This is a genomic window from Streptomyces sp. CNH287, from assembly GCF_000424825.1.
This window is the reverse complement of sequence record NZ_AUKQ01000003.1, coordinates 317057-338847: the sequence shown is the minus strand read 5'-3', so window position 1 is coordinate 338847 and position 21791 is coordinate 317057. Positions and strand designations below refer to the sequence as shown.

Here is a 21791-nt window from a genome sequence, read left to right as displayed (position 1 = left end):
GCCGGACCTCCCGAAGCGCGGGCGGACGGACGAGGGGTGGCGCGACGATGGCCGGTGACGCACAGCAGCGCTCCGCGTTCCGGGTACGGCGCGGGGACCGGGTGTGCATCGGCGGCTGCTGGAGCGAGATCGCGGACACCCGCATGGAGCGCTACGCGACGGGCGGCGCGGCCACGGTGCTGGTCCTGCGCACCGGCCGCCGCCTCCGCATCCCGGCCACGGCCCTGGTGACGGTCGTCCCCGTGGACACCCGGCGGTAGCCCTGCCGCCGGGCCCCCGGCCGGCCAGGCCGAGGAGGAGGCCGGTCAGTCAGGCAGGACGCGCGCGACCAGCGTCTCGATCAGCACGTCCACGGAGAACGGCGCGAGGAGGTCGGGCACCGTCAGGTCGTCCACGACCATGCCGAGCATGGCGAGGTAGAGCAGCACGAGGCCGATGCGGTCACCTGGCAGGCCCGCGCCTTGATGGAAGGCGATGTTGGAGTCGAGCTGCGCGGAGAAGAAGCGGGTCAGCTCGGCGTGGAGTTCGGGCCTGCGGGTGGCCTCCAGGCGCAGTTCGAGCAGGGCCAGATGGCTGCTGCGGTCGGCGCGCATCCGCTCCAGCGTCTGCCGCAGCAGCACGGTAACCAGCTCACGGGACGGCTCCTGCCGCATGGTGACGGCCAGGCCGGCCTCGTCCGGGGTCAGGCGTTCCTGGATGCGCCCCATGACCTGGGCCAGCAGGTCGGCACGGTGGGCGAAGTAGTTCGTCGTCGTGCCCGTGGGCACCTCCGCCTTGACGTCGACGGCGCGGAGCGTGAGGCCGCGCGAGCCCTCGGCCGCGAGCACCTCGATCGCCGCGTCGAGCAGGGCGGTACGGCGAGCCGGGTTCTGCCTCATCGGTTCGGTCCTCTCCTTCGCGGGAACTCCGTTGACTTTACGGGAGGCGCAGTACTATGTTCAAACCACTTCACACGCAGTACATCAGGCACAGTCACCGAGGAGAACCCCTTGCGAAAGCTCGTCTACTTCATCGCCTCGACCCTCGACGGCTACATCGCCGGGCCCGACGGCTCCGACCCCACGGGCCCCGACGGCTTCTGGCCCGTCGGTCAGGACTACGTCGAGCACCTCGTCGCCGAGTACCCGGAGACCCTGCCCGGGCCCGCCAGGGAAGCGCTCGGCATCACCGCCGAGGGCACCTGCTTCGACACCGTCCTCGAAGGCCGCAGGACCTATCAGATCGGCCTGGACGCCGGAGTCCCCAACGCCTACCCGCACTTGAGGCACCTGGTGTTCTCCCGCTCCATGACCGAGGCGGCCGACCCGGCCGTGGAGGTCGTCGCGACCGACCCGGTGGCCAGGGTCAGGGAACTCAAGCAGGAGGAGGGCAAGGACATCTGGCTGGTCGGAGGCGGCGAACTGGCCGGCGTCCTCCGCCCCGAGATCGATCAGCTGGTCATCAAGTTCGCACCGCTCACGGTCGGCTCGGGCATCCCGTTGTTCGCGCACAGCACCGCGTTCGACCCGACGCTGTACGAACTGACCGACAGCGTGGTGCTGGGCAGCGGCACGGTCTTCCTCACCTACGTGAAGAAGACGTGAGACCCGGGCTTCGCCGCCATCAGCCCCGAAGGGTTCGCCGCGCCACCGCGCCCCGCACTCCCTGCGCTACGGGCGTCGCCCAGGGGGGCGGTCCGGGCAGGGCAGGGCCATCGCCGCGAGTCCGGCCGGGTCGGTCACTGCCGCGATGGCGGTGATGCGGCCGCCGGTCACGGTGAAGGCGATGACCGAGACCGGAGTGCCGTCCTCGCGCCAGGACGCGATGCCCGGCAGGCCGTTGACCCGCACCGCACGGCCCTGTGCGGCGGCGCCCGCGGCGAGTTGCGCGCCGGCGGCGACCCTGGTGGCGCCGAGGACGACGACCTCGCCGTCCGGGGTGTCGACCGTCAGCCTCACCTCGGGGTCCAGCACCCGCAGCAGCCCCTCGAAGTCGCCGCTCCGGGCCGCCGCCAGGAAGGCCTGGAGCACCTCGCGCTGCTCCCGCTCCTCCCGCCCCCCTGCCGCCGGCCGCTCCGCCGCCCGCACCTTCCTGCGGGCGCGGCTGGCGAGCATCTTCGTGGCGGCGGTGGACTTGCCGAGGATCTGCCCGATCTCGCCGAACGGCACCGCGAACAGATCGTGCAGGACGAACGCCAGCCGCTCGTTCGGCCCGAGCGCGTCGAGGACGACGAGGAGCGCCCGTTCCACCGAGTCGGCACGAGCCACGTCGTCGTCCAGCGCCAGACCCTCGTCGGCAGTGACGACCAGCTCGGGCAGCCGGTCGTCGTAGGACGCCTCCGGGCGGGCCTGGCGCGCCCGCAGGACGTCGAGGCCGATCCGGCCGACGACCGTGGTCAGCCAGCCGCCCAGGTTGTGGATGCCCGCCGTGTCCTGGCGGGAGAGGCGGAGCCATGCCTCCTGGACCACGTCCTCGGCGTCGGCGTGCGAGCCGAGAATCCGGTACGCGACCGCGCGCAGCCGGTCTCGCTGGGCCTCGAACGCCGCTGCCACCGGGGCCGTCGGGCTGGGTTCGTGCATGTGGTTACCTTCCTCGGCTCTGCTCCGTCATGGGTGATGACGGGCCCGGACGGGCGCAGGTAACCACTGAGGAGCAGTACCGATGGAAGCACGTATGAAGAACGCGGCGAATCCCGTGGTGATCACGGCGATACAGCAGCTCAACAAGGTGATCCACTCCGGTGGCGTCGACCCGCGCGTCCTCGCGCTGGTCCACCTGCGGGCCAGCCAGATCAACGGTTGCAGCCCGTGCGTGTACGCCGGGGTCGATGCGGCGAGGAAGCAGGGCGAGACCGAGGAACGGCTGCACCACGTGGTCGCGTGGCGCGAGACAGCCTTCTTCACCGATCCGGAACGGGCGGCGCTCGCACTGACCGAGGCCGCCACGCGCCTCCAGGACGGGGCGCCGGGGGTGACGGACGAGATCTGGGAGGCCGCCGCCGCGCACTTCACCGAGGAGCAGTTGTGCGCGATCATCCTGGACATCGCGATGACCAACTTCTTCAACCGGATCAACCGCACGACCCGGGAGCAGGCCGGGAAGACCTGGTGACCTGGCGCCCAGAGAGGGCCCCGGGTCCGGCCGTTCGAGGAAGATAGCGATACAAATGGTCATCCAGGTTGAAGGAGGGGCGGATATCCCCTCATCCTTTCCGCCATGAGTCTCGTCTCCTCCTCTCCTTCCTCCGGCGCGCACGAGCTGCCCGACGCGCGCGACTACGGCCTCGACTGGGCACTGGTCGACGTGGAGACCTCGGGCCTGGTGCCGCGTCAGGACCGGGTGCTGTCGCTGGCGGTGGTGACCATCGGGCCGGACGGCGAGCAGACCGGGGAGTTCTCGACGCTGCTCGACCCCGGCTGCGACCCCGGCCCGGTGCACGTGCACGGGCTGACGTCGGAGGTGCTCGCGGGCGCGCCCACCTTCGACCATGTGGCCGCGCAGGTCGCCGGGATGCTGGAGGGGCGGGTACTGGTCGCCCACAACGCGCAGTTCGACTACGACTTCCTGGCCCACGAGTTCGCCCGCGCGCGGACCTGGCTCCCGGTCACCCGGCGGTTGTGCACCCTCGCGCTCAACCGCCGGGTGGACCCGCCCACCGAGAACCTCCGCCTCGGCACGCTGGCCGCCCACTACGGGGTGCCCCAGCTCCGCGCACACGACGCGCTGGACGACACCCGGGTGCTGGCCGGGGTGCTGCGGGCCACGCTGCGGGAGGCGGCACGGCTGGATCTGCCGCTGCCGCTGGTGACCTGTCCGCCCCGGCAGGACCCGCAGTTCACACCGCAGCCGCCCAAGACGCCGTGCGCCTACCGCAACCCCGGACGGCTGGTGCTGCCCGGCGGCGCGCTGACGCAGGGGATGAAGGTCGCGCTGACCGGGGAGACCGCGCTCTCGCGCGCGGAACTGGTCGCGCGGTCGGTGGCCGCCGGGCTGAACGTGATGAGCAGCGTCAGCCGCCACACCGGCGTGCTGGTCACCAACGATCCCGCGTCCGGCTCCGCGAAGGCGCGGCGCGCGCTGGCCGAGGGGGTGCCCGTCATCGACGAGGCCGCCTTCCTGCGGCTGCTGGAGGACGTACGGCCGGGCACCCCGCACGGGCAGGCGGGGAAGGGGCAGGCCGAGCGCGGGCAGGCGCCGGTGCCCGCGCAGGCGGCCCCGCCCGCGGCGGAGGCGGTGCGGGGCGGGCAACGGCCGCTGGCCGGACGGCGGGTGCTCGTACTGGGTGGCACGCATCCGGCCGCGGCGGCGGCCCGCGTGCGGATCGTGGAGCTGGGCGGGGCGGCGGCGATCAACCTGTCCGCCAGTGTCACCGACGTGGTGCTGCTCCCCGGCGGGGAGGGCGACCGCCGTACGCGCCGGGTCGCCGTGCTGGAGATCCCCACCCACGCAGCGGCCTGGCTGGACGCGCCGGTCGCCGGTCCGCCGGCGCACCCGGAGGGCGGCCTGCGGCAGGCCCCGCACGTGCTGCCGCGCGGCGGCGTCGTGGACCTGCCGGAGCTGGCGCACGGTGCGCACTGGAGCGTCAGCGCGACCTGGGCGCAGCAGACCACGTGCGAGATCGACCTCGTCGCGTTCATCGTGGACGAGGACGAACAGGTCTCGCGGGACGAGCACTTCGTCTTCTACGGCGGTCCCGAGAGCCCGGACGGGACGGTACGGCTGCTGACCGACGGTCCGACCGAGCAGACCGTGACCGCACGGCTGGGTGCGCTGCCGCCCGCCGCGCGCAAGGTCGTGATCGCCGCTGCCATCGACGGCGCCGCCACCTTCGGCGACGTCGGTGCCGTCCAGCTCACCACCGGGCCCGACTCAGGTGCGGCACCGCTCGCCCAAGCGGCGGTGGACGCGGCCACCACCGAGCGCACGATGCTGCTCGCGGAGCTGTACCGGCGGGGCGACGTCTGGCGCTTCCGCGCGGTCGGGCAGGGTTTCGACCACGGGCTGGACGCTCTCGCACGCGGCTACGGCGTGGACGTCGAGGCGGCGGACGAGGCGGCGGAGAAGCCCGCGGCCGGATGACAGCGGAGGGGGCGGCTCGTTCAGTGCAGCTGGATGAGCCCCGCGTCCGTCATGGTGAAGCCGCAGGCGTCGAAGTAGAAGGGGCGCAGGTGCGCGTCGAAGTCGACGTGGAGCCACTCGCACTTCGCGGCGCGGGCGCCTCGCACCGCGGCGGAGACGAGCTGCGTCCCGACACCGGTCCCGCGCAGGTCCCGCGTGACCATCGTGTCGAGGACGAAGGCGTGGACGCCGCCGTCCCAGGCGACGTTGACGAAGCCGACGAGGCTGCCGTCCTCGCGGGCGCAGACCCAGCCGAGGCTGTGGCGGTGGACTTGCGCGTGCCAGTCGATGGGCAGGCCGGCGTGGCCGAATGCCTCCGCGTGCAGCGCGTTGACCGTCCCGTTGTCGAATTCGCCGCGCCACTCGTACGTGATCGTCATGGGCGGATCGTAGGGCGGGAGGGTGGCTGGGCCCGCCTGCGGTGCGGGCCCAGCCACGGCTCGGCCGCGCTCTCGTGCGGGCGGCGGGCGCCCCGCCCCGCTCAGGACCTCCCGGCGAAGGCGTCGACGCCGGTGAGTTCGGCGGACAGCGCCCACAGCCGGGCCGCCGTCTCGGGGTCGGCGGCCCAGGCGCGCACACCGCTGACCATGACGCCGTCGGGGGCCGCCGGTCCGGCGATGTCGCAGTCCTCGCAGTAGACGCCGCCCATGCCCGCCAGTTGCGGGGAGGTGGCCGCCCACACCTGCGTCGCGGCCCCCTGTACGGGCGTCTTCCAGGCCCTGCCGATCGCACTGGCGTCGATCGTCGTCGTCAGCTCGGTCAGTTCGTCCTGGGGCAGGTGGCGGCCCAGCTGGGTGTAGATGGTGCCCGGGTGCACCGAGAACGCGCGCACTCCGGCGTCCTGGCCCAGCGCGTCCAGCCGCAGCGCGAACAGGGCGTTGGCGGTCTTGGCCTGCCCGTAGGCCAGCCACTTGTCGTATCCCTGCGTGAAGTGCACGTCGTCCCAGCGGACGTCCGAGAACTGGTGCCCGTTGGAGGACACCGAGACCACGCGCCCGCCCGCGCGTGCGAGGGCGGGCCAGAGCCGGTTGACCAGCGCGTAGTGGCCCAGGTGGTTGGTGGCGAACTGGGCTTCCCAGCCGGGGCCGACGCGGGTCTCGGGGGTGGCCATGATCCCGGCGTTGTTGATCACGATGTCGAGGCCGCGGTCCGAGGCGAGGAACCGCTCGGCGAAGGCCCGTACGCTCTCCAGGTCTGTCAGCTCCAGTTCCTCGACCTCCACGCCGTCGATGCCCTCCACCGCCTGCCGGGCGGCGGAGGGGCGCCGGGCGGGGACGACGACGCGGGCGCCCGCCTGGGCGAGCGCCCGCGTCGTGGCCAGTCCCAGTCCCGAGTAGCCGCCGGTCACGAGGGCGAGCTTGCCGGTGAGGTCGACGCCCCGCAGGACCTGGCCCGCGGTGCTGTCGGCCCCGAACCCCGAGTTGATGCCGTGCTGCTGTGTGGTCATGCCCCGAAGCTACGAGCTGGAGTGCGCTCCAAGGCAAGTCACTTGCCGGAAGAGGCGGTTACGGACGCCCGTGGCGGACCTGTTCAGCCGTCCTGCCCGATCGGGGTGAACGGCGTCGGGGCCTCGCCCGTCCAGCGGTGCATCACGGCGCGACCCCACTGCTTGGGGGCGCCGTCGCCGGGTGCGGTACCCGTCTCGGCGACGTAGTAGCGGCCGTCGTCCAGCGAGATCAGCCCGTACTGCCCGGCCGACTCCCAACCGTACGTCCCGGAGTCCTCGTCGTGCAGGCCCTGGCGCAGCAGCGGCAGCAGCTCGCCGCGCTCCGGCTTTGCCTGGCCGCGGATCGGGCCGCGCTGCGGGCGCTGGGAGCCGTCGAGGACGAAGAGGGAGTAGTTGGGGAACTGGGGCTTGGTGCCCTTGTACGCAGCCAGCAGCCAGTTGCCGCTGTGGCCGTCGTACTCCAGGTTCTGCACGCCGTAGGTGGTGTTGCCCGTGTACACGAAGTACTTGCCCTCGGGGCGCGAGGGGCCGCTGGTGTGCGGGGACTCCTCGGTCAGCGGGCGCTCGTACTTGCGCCAGTTCCGCGTGTCGTACTGGAGCAGCACCTGGTGGTCGTTGTCCTCGCGGGAGGTGTTGGCGTAGACGCCGTAGGCCACCGTCAGCTTGTGGCTGCCGCGCCGGTCGCCCCGGTCGAAGTCCGGGCCGAACGCGACGCCGTCGATGCCGCTGCACCCGTAGCGGTGGTCGGCGGTCTTCCCGGTGTTGCCGTCGAAGACGCCGTCGCCGTCCATGTCGGCCGTGTAGTCCCGCACGACCTCCTCGAGGTGCACCGTGGAGACGACGCCGGACTCCTGGGCATCCATGTTCATCCGGGTGATGCGGTCGCCGTCGAAGATGGCGATGTAGAAGGCTTCCGCGGCCTTGTACTCGAGGGAGCCGTAGACCCGGCCGTCGCGCGTGCTGAAGTCCAGGTCGCCGAGGTGGCCGGTGAATCCGGTGACCGAACCGACGGGCTTGCCGCGCAGATCCGTCTTCACCAGGAGGTTGGTGTACGAGAAGTACATGAATCCCTTGCGGCGGTCGACGGCCATGCCCTGGAGGTGGCCGGACTGCCAGGTGCCGCCCTCGACGGAGGCGGGGAGCCGCCGGTCCGGGTGCCGGTCCGGGCGCTGGGCGGCGGCGGTGTCGGATTCGGCTGCGGCCGTCTCCGCGGCCGGGCCGACGGACGGGCCTGCGGCCGACGGCTGGTCGGCCTGGGCCACTCCGGCCGCCGAGCCGAGAACCGCCGTGGCGAGCAGAGTGGTCAGCAGGCCGCGTGTCTGCCTTCGCATGGTGCCTCCAGATCGGGGATCTCCGATGGTGCCCGGCGAGCGTGCACGAGGAACCAACGCGGCGTGAACGCCGGCCGGTACCGCCGCACGGCCCGCCGCCGCCCCCCCGCCGCACCGCACCGCACCGAGCCGGGCGGGCTCGGTGCGGTGCGGACGGCGCGGGCGACGCAAGGCGGCGGGTTACGCCGCAGGGTCCGGCCGGTGGACCGTACCGTTCAGATCGAGAACGTACAGTTCCTGGTCAGGACCCTGAACGAACGATGACACGGCGCCACCGTGGATGCCCAGACTCACGTCACCGGTAACTTTCCCGTCCTCCATCCGGGCCCAGCCGTGGTTCTCGCCTCCGGGGCTGTCCCCCCGGGCCGCGCGGCAGTGCAGCGCACAGCGGCCTCGGCCCGTGCCCCGCGTCACAGGAACGGACTCTGGCTGCCCCACTGCACCGCACATATGATGTGCTCGATTCGCCCTCAGGGCGGACCCACAACTGAAATGCGTACACGATCGGGGAAAGCCGGTGGAAATCCGGCGCTGACCTGCAACCGTGAGCGGCTGTGCCCTGGAGGACACCTCCGGAGCCCGTCGCGAGCCGGACCGCCCGTCGTGCTGCGTGCACTGCTTCTCACTGTCATGGTCTGCAGCGAAGCCTTGAGCCAGCCCTTGGTTCGCCGGCCCCTGCCGCTTTCCCTCCGGAATGCGCGTCAGGGGTTTCGCGCGCCCCGTGGCCGTTTCGGGCCCGTACGCCGGCCCCGGAGCGGAAGGCGCCCTGATGGCTGGTGCGTTACGTGTACTTCTCGCCGTGTCGGCACTGCTGGCCGCCGCGGTGGGCACCGGCGTCGGTGCCGCGTCCCCGGCCGGCGCCGTGGACACCAGCCGGGGACGCCCCGGGTTCTGCCCGGACGGCAACGGCGTGACGGTCGTCGTCGACTTCCGTGAACTGGGCGGCAAGACGATCGTGCGCTGTGCGGTGGGCAGCCAGGCGACCGGGCTGGCCGCGCTCAAGGACGCGGGCATCAAGGTCACCGGCACCAGCCGCTGGGGCGAGTCGTTCATCTGCCGGTTGGAGAACAAGCCCGGCCCGGACAGCGAGCCATGCCTCGACACCCCGCCCGCCTCCGCGTACTGGTCGTACTGGCACGCGCCCAACGGCGGCGACTGGACGTACAGCCAGTACGGCGCGACGTACCGCACACCGCCGAAGGGCAGCTTCGAGGGCTGGTCCTTCTCCGCCAACCGCGACCAGTCCGACGCGCCCGCTCCGCGTCTCACGCCCCGTCGTCCCTCCTCGCCCTCCAACGGCGGTTCGGGGAACGGCGGTTCGGGGAACGGCGGTTCGGGGAACGGCGGTCCGGGCGGGAGCGGCTCCAGCAACGGCGGTTCCGCCAACGGCGCTTCCGGCAACGGCAGCTCCGCCAACGGCGGTACGGGCGGGGCCGGTTCGAGCGACGGCGGCGGCACTGGCGCGCAGGGCGGCGCGTACGGAGGCGGCAGCGACGGGGGCACTGACGCGGGCCTGGGCGCGGTAGGCGGCAGCACGAAGAGCGGCGGGACCGGCACCGGGCCCGGTGAGGACCGCGAGCGGGGCGGCAGCGGGGGCGATGACACCGGCCGTAGGAAACCGGACGCCTCCCCGTCCGGCTCCGGTCCGGGCACCGAGCCCGGCAGCGGCCCGGGCCCCGTCATCACCCCCACCGAAGACGCCGACTGGACCGGCGGCGAGGACCGCGCCGCGAAGACGGCCGACGAGGGCGACGGCGGCATACCGACAGGCACCGTCGTGTGGGCGGCGCTCGCGGCGGCGCTCGCGGTGGGCTCCGGCCTGCTCAGCCGCCGGCGTCGCCGCGCCGCCGCCCACTCCGGCCCGAGCCCCGACACCACCGGCACCGGCACCGGCACCGGCACCGGCACCGAAGGCGATGCCGACGCGGCGGACGGCACCGCCAGATGACCCCACACCGCTGGCGCTCCCCACTCCCCCGCACCGTCCACCCGGGGGCCTGGTGGCTGTGGGCACTCGGACTGGCGGCGGCGGCCAGCCGGACCGCCAATCCCGTACTGCTGCTGCTGATCCTCGCCGTCACCGGAGCCGTGGTGGTGCAGCGCCGTACGGACGCGCCCTGGGCGCTGGCCTTCCGGATGTACCTGGTGCTGGGCGCCTTCATCGTGCTCATGCGCGTGCTGTTCCGGATCATCTTCGGCGGCGGCCAGGGCGACACCGTCCTCTTCACCCTGCCCCAGATCCCCCTGCCCGAACTGGCCGCCGGCATCAGGCTGCTGGGCCCCGTCGCCGCCGAACAGCTCCTCGGCGGGCTGTACGACGGGCTGCGGCTGGCCACCATGGTCGTGTGCGTCGGCGCGGCCAACGCACTGGCCAATCCCAAGCGGATGCTCAAGGCCCTGCCCGGCGCGCTGTACGAGATCGGCACCTCCGTCGTGGTCACCCTCACCGTCGCACCCCAACTCGTCGAGAGCGTCCAGCGGGTACGCCGCGCCCGGCGGCTGCGCGGTGGCCCCGGCCGAGGCAAGGGCGCGGTGCGCGGCATCGTCATCCCGGTCCTGGAGGACGCCATGAACCGCTCGCTCGCCCTCGCCGCCGCCATGGCCTCGCACGGCTACGGCCGCACCGGAGACGTCGCCCCGCGCACCCGGGTGCTCACCGGCACCCTGGTCATCACCGGCCTCCTGGGCGTGTGCGCCGGACTGTACGGAGCGCTGGGCGCCAGCACCCCCGGGTATCTGGGGACGCCCCTGCTGCTGGCCGGTCTGGCCCTGGCGGGCGCCGGTTTCGTCCTGGGCGGGCGCCGGGTGCGGCGCAGCAGCTACCGACCCGACCGGTGGCGCGGCGCCGAGGTCGTGGTGGCCGCCGGCGGGATCGGCGCGGGCGTACTGATGTACGTGGTCTCCCGTACCGACGCGGCGTCGCTCTACCCCTCGCTCTCCCCTCTGGTCTGGCCCGAGGTGGCACTGCTGCCCGCCTGCGCCGTGCTGCTCGCGGCGCTGCCCGCGGTCCTGGCGCCCGCGCCGCCGGTCGCCGCCCCCACGGACGTCGCCGCTCCCGCTCCCGCTCACACCTCCGCCTCCGCCTCTGCCTCCACCTCCGGAAAGGCCGCCTCGTGATCCTTTTCGACCAGGTGACCTTCACCTACGCCGACTCCGCCGAGCCCGCCCTGCGGGAGGTCGATCTGTGCGTCGAGGAGGGCGAGCTGTGCCTGGTGACGGGCCGTACGGGCGTGGGCAAGTCGACGCTGCTGGGCGCGGTCAACGGGCTGGTGCCGCACTTCACCGGCGGCCACCTGCGCGGCACGGTGAGCGTCGCCGGAACCAGCACGGCGGACCGTCCGCCGCAGGAGTTCGCCCACTTGGTCGGCGTGGTCGGGCAGGACCCGCTCAGCGGCTTCGTCACCGACACCGTCGAGGAGGAACTCGCGTACGGCATGGAGCAGTTGGCCATCGCGCCGGACATCATGCGCAAGCGCGTCGAGGAGACCCTCGACCTGCTGGGCATCGCGGACCTGCGGCACCGCCCGCTGCGCACGCTCTCCGGCGGGCAGCAGCAGCGCGCGGCGATCGGCTCCGTCCTGACCGCCCATCCGCGGGTACTGGTGCTGGACGAGCCGACCTCCGCCCTCGACCCGACGGCCGCCGAGGAGGTGCTGTCTGCCGTCACCCGGCTGGTGCACGACCTCGGCACCACCGTGCTGATCGCCGAGCACCGCATCGAACGCGTCCTCCAGTACGCCGACCGGCTCGTCCAGGTGACCGGGGACGGCCGGGTGCGCGCGGGCGCACCGGCACAGCTGATGGCCGAGTCGGACGTGGCGCCCCCCGTCGTGCGCCTCGGCCGTCTGGCGGGATGGAGCCCGCTGCCCCTGTCCGTACGGGACGCGCGGCGGCAGGCCGGGCCGCTGCGCGACAGGCTGGCCGGCCGCAGCCCCGCCGCGCACGCCCCCGGCCGTCCGGCGGACGGGCCGGCCGCCCTCACCGCCAGAGGGATCACCGTCGCGTACGGCGCCACCGTGGCCGTCCGCGCACTGGACCTGGAGCTGCCGCCGGGGCAGGTCACCGCGCTGATGGGCCGCAACGGTTCGGGCAAGTCGTCGCTGCTGTGGGCGCTCCAGGGCTCCGGCCCCCGGCACTCCGGGTCCGTGGAGACCGGCGGCACGGACCCCGGGAAGGCGTCCCCGCGTGTCGCCCGCGCACTGGTCGGGCTGGTGCCGCAGACCGCCACCGACCTGCTCTATCTGGAGAGCGTGGAGGCGGAGTGCGCCCAGGCCGACGGCGAGTCGGAGGCCATGGCGGGCACCTGCCGGGGCCTGCTGGACCGCCTCGCGCCCGGCGTGCCCGGCGCCCGGCATCCGCGCGACCTCTCCGAGGGGCAGCAACTGGCGCTCGTGCTGGCCGTGCAGCTGACGGCCGCGCCCGGTGTCGTTCTCCTGGACGAACCGACCAGGGGGCTGGACTACCACGCGAAGGAGGCGTTCGGCCGTCTCGTGCGGGGTCTCGCCGCCGAAGGGCGCGCGGTGGTGGTGGCCACCCATGACGTGGAGTTCGTGGCCCAGGCCGCAGACCGGGTCGTGGTGATGGCCGAGGGTGAGGTCGTCGCGGACGGCGCGACGGCCGAAGTGGTCGTCTCCTCGCCCGCGTTCGCGCCCCAGGTCGCGAAGATTCTCGCGCCGCTGGAGTGGCTCACCGTCGAGCAGGTCCGGCAGGCACTGGAGGAGTCGGCGGACGAGGAGGCCGGAGCGTGGGAGCACGCAGGGCGGGAGGGTGAGCCGGTATGAGGCCGCGGGAGCGCGCACCCCAGGCGCCGTGGCACCGCGCCACACTCCGGGTGATCCCCGTACGCCTGCGCAGCGCCGTCGTCCTGGCGCTCGCCAGCGTGGCCGGGCTGGCGATGTTCTGCTGGCCGCTGTTCGCCGCACCCCAGCCCGCGATGACCGCGCACACCGCCGACGCCCCGTTGATCTTCATGGTGACGCTGCCGGTGCTGCTCGCCGTGGTGCTGGCGGAGATGTCCTCGGGCGGCATCGACACCAAGGCCCTCGCCATGCTGGGGGTGCTCTCCGCACTCAACGCCGGGCTCCGTCCGCTGGGCGCGGGCACCGCGGGTATCGAGACGGTGTTCTTCCTCCTCGTGCTGGCGGGCCGGGTGTTCGGGCCGGGCTTCGGCTTCGTGCTCGGCTCCACCTCCCTCTTCGCCTCCGCCCTCCTGACGGCCGGGATCGGGCCCTGGCTGCCGTTCCAGATGATCGCCTCCGGGTGGATCGGGATGGGCGCCGGGCTGCTGCCACGGCGGGTGTCGGGCCGTGCGGAGACCGCGATGCTCGCCGCGTACGGCGTGTTCGTCGCCTACGCGTTCGGCTTCCTGATGAACATGTGGTTCTGGCCCTACTCGCTGGGCGAGGGCACCGAACTGTCCTTCGTGGCGGGCGATCCCGTACTGGAGAACCTGCACCGCTTCGTCGTCTTCACCTTCCTCACCTCGACCGTCGGCTGGGACACCGGGCGCGCGATCACCAACCTGATCGCCCTCGTCACGCTCGGTCCCGCCGTGCTGGCCGTACTGCGCCGGGCCGCCCGCCGGGCGGCGTTCGACGCACCGGTCACCCTCACCCCCGCCACGACGGCCACTGCCGCCACCGTCCTCGACAAGGAGTCCCCGCATGCCCGAATCCCCCCGGTCCGAAGCGAGAACGAAGGACGGACTGCCGCCCGCCGCAGCGCCGGGCGCAACGGTGCCCGGCACGGCGACGACCGCCGCGGTGCTGACGACGGCGGCCCTGACCGCCGCCGCGCTGACGACGGCACTGCTCCTGCCGGGCAGCCCGGCGCGGGCTGACGAGGGCACCGCCGCGGCCGATCCGCCCGTCCTCACCTCCCCCGCGAACGCCGCCGCGACCTGGATGGCACATCAGCTCACGGACGGCAGCAACGCCAAGGGGGACCACGGCCTCACCGCCGACATCGTGCTCGCACTCTCCTCGACCGGCACCGGCGGCGACACGGCGGCCAAGGCCACCGACTGGCTGGAGGCCAACGCCGCCGCCTACGTGAACAGGGGCACGCCGGGCAACGTCAACGCGGGCGGCACGGCCAAGCTGGCGCTGGTCGCCGAGGTCCAGCACCGTGACCCCGCGGACTTCGGCGGACAGGACCTGACCGGGCTGCTGCTGGGCCAGATGCAGGCCAACGGCCGGTTCTCCGACAAGCTGCCGACCGGCGACATGTCCAACCAGTTCACCCAGTCGCTGGCCGTGCTCGCCCTCGAACGCGGCGGCGAACTCCCCTCCAAGGCGGTGGACTTCCTCGCCTCCACGCGGTGCGCCGACGGCGGCTTCCCGCTGTCCCTGCGGGCAGACCCGACAAGGTGCAAGTCACACACCGACAGCACCGGGCTCGCTGTCCAGGCCCTGCTGGCGGCGGGCGAAGAAGGCGAGGCCAAGCCCGCCCTCGACTGGCTGGAGGGCCAGCAGCTTCCGGACGGCAGCTTCCGCGACAACGGCTTCGGCACGCCTCCCGGCAATTCCAACTCCACCGCGCTGGACGTACAGGCGCTGGCCGCGGGCGGCCGTACCGAGGCAGCGGGCAAGGGTGTCAGCTGGCTCAAGTCCGTACAGGTCGGCTGCGACGCGACGGCCAAGGACCGCGGCGCGGTCGGCTACGCCGAGCCCAAGGCGGACGGCACCGCGCTGCGCGCCACGGCCCAGGTGGTGCCCGCGCTCGCGGGCAAGTCCCTGGTTCAGGTGGACGGCAAAGGCGCGGCACCGGGTCTGGAGCCGGTCGCGTGCGGTCCCGCGGGCGGCGACCCGGGCGGCTCTGGGGCCCCCGGCGGCTCCGGCGAGCCGGGCGGCTCCGGCGACCCCGGCGGCTCTGGTGACAACGGCGGCGCGGGCGAGCCGGGCGGTTCCGCGGACAGCGGCGCCTCCGGCGGGGACGACGCCGACGGCGGAACCACCGACGGTACGTCGAGCGACGGTGCGGACACTTCCGGCACCGACTCCGGCACAAGCTCCGGTTCCTCCAGCGCCTCCGTCGGCAACAACGGTTCCGCCGGGGGCAGCGACGGAGTCACCCCGGCGTCCACCGGCAGCACCGGCACCACCGGCACCACCGGCAGCACTGGCACCACCGGCACCACCGGCACCACCGGCAACGACGGCAGCCTCGCCTCGACCGGCAGCCCGGCGCTCCTCCTCGGCACCGGCGCCACCGCCCTGCTCCTTGCCGGAGGGGCCGCGGTCGCCGTGACCCGGCGCCGCAGCGGCGGCACGAGCCCGGCCGACGGCATCAGCCGCATCTGAACCCACCCCCCGCGCAGCCGAACACCACAGAAGGGCACCCACCATGCGACTGACCACGCGTCTCGCCACCCGCCGGGCCACCCGGCAGCAGGCTGACCAGCCGACGAGACGGCCCCTCCTGCGCAGAGCGGCGCTGTACGCCGCCGCTCTCGGTCTCGCGCTCAGTGCGGCACCGGCCGCCGCCGCGGCGCCCGCGCCCGCACCCACCGGGGCCACCAACGCCCCGATCAGCGTGAACCTCACGGTCCAGGGCCCCAGCAGCACCATCTTCAACGGCGCCGTCACCACCACCGGGCACAACGTCACCACCGCCTCCGGCGGCACGCACACCTGCGACGGCACCAACAACGGCGCCAACCCCTCCCCAGGCGCCACGCCCACCGCGGCTCTCGACGACGCCGCCACCCAGGCCGGCTTCACCTGGGACGGCATCTGGTACGCCTCCTTCGACGACTACTTCGTCAGCACGATCGACGGACACTCGGGCGGCGCCGACGCGTACTGGAACATCTCGGTGAACGGCACCTCGACCCCGGTCGGCGGCTGCCAGTTCCGCATCAATCCGGGCGACGACGTCGCCTTCACCTGGACCCTGCTCTAACCCTCCGCCGCCGTGGCGCCGCGCCCCTCCGCGCGCCACGGCGGGCCGCCCGAGCGGTTTCTGCCGAAGGTCAGTCCCAGGCGTAGTCGCTTCCGAAGAGGAGTGTGTGCTCAAGGACGTCCTCAGCGGGGTCGTCCACCTGACCGATCTGGAAGAGCATCACCCTGGGCCCGTTGTCCGAGTCGCGGTGGTACTCGTCGGCGTGAGCCGCGCCCGCTCCCATGCCCAGCACACCGGCGGCCAAGGCCAACGCCCCCGCCGTACGCGCCGAACGGCGGCGCAGGCCGCCGCTTCCCCTGCGTGTCATCGCTTCCCCTCACCTCTGGCCTCCGTCTCTGCCGGAAACCGCTCAGATGACTATCTCCAGCCGCCTTCGAAGGTCACGGAAGGGCGCTGAAGCTCATCCGTCCGGGTTGCGCCCGGTACCGGTACTGACCGGATCAGGTGAGGGGACCGCCGGCGAGGTCCAGCGCGGTGCGGGCCGCGTCGAGGAACTGGCGCCGCGCGCGGTCGAGTTCGTCCGGCGTGCGCCGGCTGCCCTCCAGCGCCTCGGTCAACTCCCGTGCCGCTGCGGCCGTCTCCTGCGGACCTTCCAGCAGAACGGCGGCGAGTGCCTGGCGGAGCGAACCGCGGTCGTCCGGACTCCCCCCGCCGACGCGGCGCGTGAGCGCGGCCTTCTCCGCGGCCTCCAGGAATCGGACGTAGGTCTGGCGGCGAAGGTCCAGCACCCGCACCGCCCGCTGCTCCGCCAAGGTCAGCCGGACCGTGTGCAGCAGCGCGTCGGCCTGCCGGTCGCCCGCGTGCCGCGCCGCCTCCGCCTGGCGGCTGCCCGCGCTGCGGGCGAACCAGCCGGTGGCCGCGCTACCCGCCAGCACCGAACCCGCGGCGATCAGCGCGACGCCCCACTCACTCATGAGGGCATTCTCCCCAGCCGCGCCCCCGCGCGCGCCGCGAACGGTCGAACGTCGCGGAACGCCGCCGGAGATCCCGCCTCCCAGGCGCTGGGTACCATCGCCCCGGAGAACTCCCCTGATCTGCGGATACGGCATATGGGAAGAGGCCGCCGACACTACGATGGAAGCTGACGGGCGACGGGCGACGGGCGACGGGCGACGGGCGACGGGCGACGGGCGACGGGCGACGGGCGACGGGAAGAACCGTGCTTCTCGCTGCCCGCTCGGCTGCGGCCCTGCACCGGCTGCTCGACGTCCTGCCGGTGTTCTCCGGTGACGATCGCATCGCCCGGTGCTTCACCCTGGTTCCGGGCTCGGAGTTCGGGCTCGACGCGCTGGCCGCCCTCGAGCGGGTGGGCGCGCGCACGATCCCGTGGCAGGAGGCGTGCCGCCGCCCGTACGACGTGATCCTCGCCGCCAGTCCCAAGGGCGAGCTGAAGCGGCTCCGGGGCCCCCGCGTGCTCCTCCCGCACGGTGCGGGCTTCAGCAAGACGCTGCCCGGCGAGGGATCGGGTGACTCCGCCTCCGGCCTCGATCCGGCGTACCTGCTGCCCGGCGGCGGCCCGTTGGCCGCCTGTCACGCGCTGGCCCATCCGCGTCAGATCGCCCAGCTGGCGGCGCTCAGCCCCGGCGCCGCCACCCGTGCCGCCGCCGTGGGCGATCCCACGCTCGAACGGCTCCTGGATTCCCGCTCGCACCGTGCCGCCTACCGGGAGGCGCTGGGCACCGGGGCGCGGAAGCTGATCGTCCTCACCTCCACCTGGGGCCGCGAGTCCCTGCTCCACAGACGTCCCGACCTGCCCGCCGGCCTCGCCGCCGGACTGCCCCAGGACGCCTACCAACTGGCGCTGGTGCTCCACCCCAACGAGCACAGCCGCCTGGGCGCCTTCGACCTGTCGCAGCAGCTCGCCCCCGCGTTCGACGCCGGGCTGGTCCTGGCCGAACCGTACGAGGGCTGGGCGGCCCTCCTGGTCGCCGCCGACGCGGTGATCACGGACCACGGTTCCACGGCCCTGTACGCGGCAGCCCTGAACCGGCCGGTGATCGCCGCCTACGACGGCGGCGAAGAGCTGATACCCGGCAGCCCCATGGCGGAACTGCTGTCCCACAGCCCCCGGCTGGCACCTTTCGACACCCCCGGGCGGTGCCTCGCGGCGGACGTGGAGGCAGCGCTGCACGCCCAACACCCGTACGCCCTGCGGGACATCGCGGGCTCGGCCTTCGCCGGACGGGGCCAGGCCCTCGAACGCCTGCGGCAGAGGCTCTACCACCTGCTCGGCCTGACCCCGCGTGCCGCCCCCGTCCTCCCCCGGCCGCTCCCCGCGCCCGCCCCGCCGCCGCGCTCCCCGGCCGCGTTCGCCGTGCGCGCGCACCTGGACCGCACGGGGTCACCGCAGGTGCGGATCGAACGGTTCCCGGCGTACGGCGGCCCGCCCACCGCGCCCGCGCACTTCCTGGCCGCCGAACACGGCACGGCGAGCGAGCGGCACGCGCAGAGCGCCGGGCTCCTCTACCGCCGAACACCCCTGCTCCCGGCCGCCCGCCACCACGTGGCCTGGACGGCGGGCGGCTGGACGGCGCACGCCCTCGCCGCGTACCCCCAGTGCCGGGGGGCCGCGATGGTGGTCTCGGCGTCGCTGTGCGTGGTCCGGGCGCGTTCAGGGCCGCTGCTGTCCGTGCGTATCGCGCCCTGCCGGGAGGACGGCCGCCTGGTGTACGCGGAACCGGCCGCCGTACTCTGCGCCGTGCACGCCTGGCTGCTCCGGCGCGACGCGGCTCCGCACGCGGCGCCCGCACCGCTGCCCGCCGCGATCACCGCGCTCATCGGCCCGTACGCCTACACCGTCCGAATCGAGGCGGCCACCGAAGCGGAGGCGGACCGGACCGGGTAGCGCGGACCGCGCTGGACAGCGCGCACCGGGCCGCCCGGCGCAGCACACGGTCACTCCCGTGCCAGGCCCCCATGCCGTGCCCGGATGATCCGCGCGGCCTCCCGGTGTTCCCGCGCCTCCTCCGGCCGCCCGTCCTCCTCGGCCAGCTCCGCGCAGGCGTCCAGCACCCGCACCTCGTCGTACGGGGCGCCGCGTTCGCGTGCGGCGGTCAGCGCGGCGGCGTACAGCTCGCGCGCCTCGCCTTGGCGGCCCAGCCGCCGCAGCACCCCGCCCAGCGCGAACCCCGTCCGCCCGGTCATGCGTACGCGCTGCTCCGATCGGGCCCGGTCGTGGGCCTCCCGCAGCAGCGCCTCCGCCCGGTCCGGTGCGCCGAGGGCGGCGACGGCCTCGCCCAGCCGGTAGGTCTGGAGCATCACCCCGTAGCCGTTCTCCAGCGCGCGGTGCACTTCGCGGGAAGTCTCGAAGTCGGCTGCCGCGGCGCCCCAGTCGCCCTGGACCGAGCGCAGCATGCCGCGGAACTCGACGGCCGAGGCGGCGAGTTTCCGCTCCTGCCGCGAACCGCCCAGCAGCGGCAGGGCGCCGGCCGCCTGCTCCAGCTCCGCACCCGCCTCCTCCAGCAGGCCCTGCTCCCACAGCGGGCGGGCCAGCTGGCAGCGCATCCGGACCAGGACCGGGACGTCCTCCGCACGCTGCGCGGCCGACACCCCGGTGCGGAACGCGTCGATGACGTCGGCGTAGTGCGGGTGGTCCAGGTAGTGCGTCCACAGCGGCTCGCACAGGGACCAGGTCTCGGTGTCGAGACCGCTCGCGTACGCCAAGCGGACGAGGCCGTACAGCACGTGCCGCTCGGCCTCCAGCCAGCCGTACGCCGCGGCTCCGTCGGCGAGCGGGACGTCCGGGGCGCCGGGCAGCTCCGGCACCTGCTCCGCCAGCTTCAGACGCGGCCCGGCGGCCAGCAGGTCGGCGCGCTGCGCCTGCCGCAGGTACCAGCGCACGAGCCGCCGCCGCGCCTCGCCGGCCTCCGACTCGCCACCGGCCCCCCTGCCGCCGGCCGCCTCGCCGCCGTCCTGCCGTGCACGGCGCCGGGCGTGGGCGCGCAGCAGTTCGGGGAAACGCAGCCGCGTCCCGCGGGAGTCCAGCAGCCCGGCGGTCAGCAGTTCGTCGAGGGCGTCCTCGGCGGCCTCCGGGCCACGGCCCAGTAAAGCTGCGGCGGCGTCCGGGGTGAAGGTGTGCCCCGGGAATCCGGACAGCAGCCGGTAGAGCGCGGCGGCGTCGGCACCCAGCTCGCGGTAGTAGGTGTCCCAGATCCGCTCGACCATCGGCAGGCCCCGCTCCTCGAGTTCGGCACCCAGCTCGCGGACCAGCCGCGCCAGCGAACGGTGCGGGTGCCTGCGCACCCACGCCCCGGCGATGCGCAGGGCGGCGGGCAGCCCGGAGCACAGCCGGAGCAGGCCGGTGACCGGCTCGGGCTCGGCGGTGAGACGCGGGTCGTTCGCCACCAGCCGCAGCAGTTCCCGGGCGGGCGGGTCGTCCAGCGGGTCCACGGGCAGGGCGACGGCCAGGCCGTCGTCCAGGTCGTACAGCGGTCCGTGGCTGGCGACGATCACCACACTCGCGCCGGACGAGGGGAACAGCTCCCGCACCTCGGAGCCGTAGCGGGCGTTGTCGAGGATGACGGTCAGCTGCTTGCCGTCCGTACGCTCCCAGTACTGCCTGCGCAGCTCCTGGTACGAGCGCTCCAGCCAGGCCGCGTCGACGTGCAGTTGGCGCAGCAGGTCCCCCAGGGCGTCGGCCACCTCCACCGCGCCGTCGCGGCGCAGATCGTCCAGGTCGAGGTAGAGCGTCCCGTCGGGACACCGCTCCCGCAGCTCGCGGGCGAGGCGGTAGGCAAGCTCCGTCTTCCCCGCGCCGCCGAGGCCGGTCAGCGTCAGACAGATCGGCCGGGACCGGCCGCGCCACTGGGCCACCGCCCGTCGAGCCCGCTCCTGCTCGGCCTCCCGGGCGACGAAGTGCGCCGCCTCCGGCGGGACGGGAAAGGCCATGGGGCGACTCCGATACCTCACGCCGGACAGAACGGCCGCGCACCGCGCGCGGACGGCGCGGCTCGCTGGCCCCGATTCTATGCGCCTGCGTCCGGGGCGACATGGAACTTCCCGCAGGCTGCACCGCCACCGACCGCCGCCGCGGCGGGCATGGTCCGCGCCTGTCCGGTACCGACGCGCTGGTCGGCACTCTGGCTCGGACATGTCTATCTGCGAAGCGTATGCACGATTACCTTGCGCGTTGCACTGTCATGTCTGAGGCATCCTCGCGATGCCTCACGGAGGCAAGCACGGAGGGGCTATGCGAAAGTTACTGAACGGTCTCGCTGCGGCAGGCATAGCAGGCGTCATGGTGATGGCCGGAGGAGGCGTCGCCCAGGCGGACGTGGCCGTCAACACCTGGGGCAGCAACGTCTTCAACGACGACGGCGGGGTAGCCGGCTACGTGGTCTTCAGTGATGACCCGGACGGCAGCATCCCCGGTGACGCGCTCAGGGCATGCGACACCCGCGAGGACGGCCGGGGCGTCAAGGCCTTCCTGGACATCGGCAACGACGGCGACGTGGACCGCGCCGCCGGCACCCGTGGCCATCCCGCCGGGTACTGCAGCCCCTGGAAGACCGGAAACATCCCCGAGAATCTGATCGTCTCGTTCTGGGGCTGCGTCATCCACGGCGACGTCACGAAGAACTGCACGGCCAAGCGCGTCGTGATCTCGTAGGCCGCACGGTCGGCAGTGCCCACCCGGCCGCATCACGGGACGAATTGGCGGCGGGGCAACCCGTACAGCCCGGACGGATAATCGAAGACACAGTGACACGGCGTGCCAAGTCTCAGGGAGAGAATTGGCACGCCGAGCCAGTTATCAACCTGGCCGCACTGCGATACGATCGGCACCACAGAAGAAACTGGACAGACTGACGAAAACTCCAGAATCAGGCAATCGGCACAGAGTTCCCCATGCAAACGGTGACGACTGAAACTGCCGCCAGGGCACTCAGGCCAAGAGCGGCGATGCCGACGGTCCAGGTGTACTTCTTAGAGCGCACGCGCCACTGCCTTCTCGCGGGGTGGAGGGTTTTCGCGCAAGGACCGGTCCTCACGCTTGCCCGTCAATCACGGGCAGC

19 protein-coding genes are annotated in these 21791 nt (G+C 73.5%); 11 read left to right on the top strand and 8 right to left on the bottom strand.

The window, feature by feature from the left end; all coding sequences use genetic code 11:
- Nucleotides 1–47 precede the first annotated feature (47 nt).
- Entirely contained in the window at nt 48–260 is a 213-nt protein-coding gene (locus H299_RS0101410) for a hypothetical protein (RefSeq protein WP_027746949.1), read from the top strand.
- 45 nt (nt 261–305) lie between these two features.
- Here H299_RS0101410 and H299_RS0101405 read toward each other — a convergent pair whose 3' ends face one another.
- Complete coding sequence (locus H299_RS0101405) at nt 306–878, bottom strand: TetR family transcriptional regulator (protein WP_027746948.1); 573 nt, start codon at nt 876–878, stop codon at nt 306–308.
- 111 nt (nt 879–989) lie between these two features.
- Here H299_RS0101405 and H299_RS0101400 point away from each other — a divergent pair, with 111 nt between their 5' ends.
- Nucleotides 990–1583: a dihydrofolate reductase family protein gene (locus H299_RS0101400; protein WP_027746947.1), complete on the top strand. Its 594-nt coding sequence runs from the start codon at nt 990–992 to the stop codon at nt 1581–1583.
- Between the two features lie 66 nt (nt 1584–1649).
- Here H299_RS0101400 and H299_RS0101395 read toward each other — a convergent pair whose 3' ends face one another.
- Entirely contained in the window at nt 1650–2558 is a 909-nt protein-coding gene (locus tag H299_RS0101395; protein ID WP_027746946.1) for a sigma-70 family RNA polymerase sigma factor, read from the bottom strand.
- A gap of 82 nt (nt 2559–2640) precedes the next feature.
- Between H299_RS0101395 and H299_RS0101390 the strand changes: the two genes are divergently transcribed.
- A complete protein-coding gene (locus tag H299_RS0101390) occupies nt 2641–3090 on the top strand; it encodes a carboxymuconolactone decarboxylase family protein (protein ID WP_027746945.1) in 450 nt (149 codons plus the stop codon).
- A 105-nt stretch (nt 3091–3195) separates the two neighbouring features.
- Complete coding sequence (locus H299_RS0101385; protein ID WP_027746944.1) at nt 3196–5058, top strand: TerD family protein; 1863 nt, start codon at nt 3196–3198, stop codon at nt 5056–5058.
- Between the two features lie 20 nt (nt 5059–5078).
- Here H299_RS0101385 and H299_RS0101380 read toward each other — a convergent pair whose 3' ends face one another.
- The 3 genes from H299_RS0101380 to H299_RS0101370 form a co-directional block, all read right to left on the bottom strand.
- Nucleotides 5079–5477, bottom strand: a complete 399-nt coding sequence (locus tag H299_RS0101380; protein WP_027746943.1) for a GNAT family N-acetyltransferase — start codon at nt 5475–5477, stop codon at nt 5079–5081.
- A 101-nt stretch (nt 5478–5578) separates the two neighbouring features.
- On the bottom strand, nt 5579–6544 hold the full coding sequence (locus tag H299_RS0101375; RefSeq protein ID WP_027746942.1) for an SDR family NAD(P)-dependent oxidoreductase: 966 nt from the start codon (nt 6542–6544) through the stop codon (nt 5579–5581).
- A gap of 83 nt (nt 6545–6627) precedes the next feature.
- On the bottom strand, nt 6628–7875 hold the full coding sequence (locus tag H299_RS0101370) for a hypothetical protein (protein ID WP_027746941.1): 1248 nt from the start codon (nt 7873–7875) through the stop codon (nt 6628–6630).
- Nucleotides 7876–8674: 799 nt separating this feature from the next.
- Here H299_RS0101370 and H299_RS31570 point away from each other — a divergent pair.
- The 5 genes from H299_RS31570 (at nt 8675) to H299_RS0101335 (ending at nt 15777) form a co-directional block, all read left to right on the top strand.
- Nucleotides 8675–9823, top strand: coding sequence for a hypothetical protein (locus H299_RS31570; RefSeq protein WP_051262015.1), 1149 nt, complete (start codon nt 8675–8677; stop codon nt 9821–9823).
- Nucleotides 9820–10992, top strand: a complete 1173-nt coding sequence (locus tag H299_RS31565) for a CbiQ family ECF transporter T component (protein WP_051262014.1) — start codon at nt 9820–9822, stop codon at nt 10990–10992. The genes H299_RS31570 and H299_RS31565 overlap by 4 nt, the downstream gene beginning before the upstream one ends.
- A complete protein-coding gene (locus tag H299_RS31560; RefSeq protein WP_051262013.1) occupies nt 10989–12656 on the top strand; it encodes an ATP-binding cassette domain-containing protein in 1668 nt (555 codons plus the stop codon). The genes H299_RS31565 and H299_RS31560 overlap by 4 nt, the downstream gene beginning before the upstream one ends.
- Complete coding sequence (locus tag H299_RS31555) at nt 12653–13714, top strand: ECF transporter S component (protein WP_051262012.1); 1062 nt, start codon at nt 12653–12655, stop codon at nt 13712–13714. Before H299_RS31560 ends, H299_RS31555 begins: the two co-directional genes overlap by 4 nt.
- A gap of 1505 nt (nt 13715–15219) precedes the next feature.
- Nucleotides 15220–15777, top strand: coding sequence for a DUF4430 domain-containing protein (locus H299_RS0101335; RefSeq protein WP_078512371.1), 558 nt, complete (start codon nt 15220–15222; stop codon nt 15775–15777).
- A 70-nt stretch (nt 15778–15847) separates the two neighbouring features.
- On the opposite strand, the gene H299_RS0101330 is transcribed toward H299_RS0101335, so the two are convergent.
- Nucleotides 15848–16084 carry a hypothetical protein gene (locus H299_RS0101330; RefSeq protein ID WP_051262010.1) on the bottom strand — a complete coding sequence of 79 codons (237 nt, stop codon included), beginning with the start codon at nt 16082–16084 and terminating at the stop codon, nt 15848–15850.
- 133 nt (nt 16085–16217) lie between these two features.
- A complete protein-coding gene (locus H299_RS0101325) occupies nt 16218–16691 on the bottom strand; it encodes a hypothetical protein (protein ID WP_027746937.1) in 474 nt (157 codons plus the stop codon).
- Between the two features lie 245 nt (nt 16692–16936).
- Between H299_RS0101325 and H299_RS0101320 the strand changes: the two genes are divergently transcribed.
- Nucleotides 16937–18622: a hypothetical protein gene (locus tag H299_RS0101320; protein WP_027746936.1), complete on the top strand. Its 1686-nt coding sequence runs from the start codon at nt 16937–16939 to the stop codon at nt 18620–18622.
- A gap of 50 nt (nt 18623–18672) precedes the next feature.
- Here H299_RS0101320 and H299_RS0101315 read toward each other — a convergent pair whose 3' ends face one another.
- Nucleotides 18673–20664 (bottom strand): hypothetical protein, encoded by a 1992-nt coding sequence (locus tag H299_RS0101315; protein WP_027746935.1) that lies wholly within the window; start codon nt 20662–20664, stop codon nt 18673–18675.
- 301 nt (nt 20665–20965) lie between these two features.
- On the opposite strand from H299_RS0101315, the gene H299_RS31545 reads away from it, so the two are divergent.
- The gene (locus H299_RS31545) at nt 20966–21385 is read left to right on the top strand and encodes a hypothetical protein (protein ID WP_158692248.1); all 420 of its coding nucleotides are present in this window, start codon (nt 20966–20968) and stop codon (nt 21383–21385) included.
- The last annotated feature ends 406 nt before the right edge of the window (nt 21386–21791 follow it).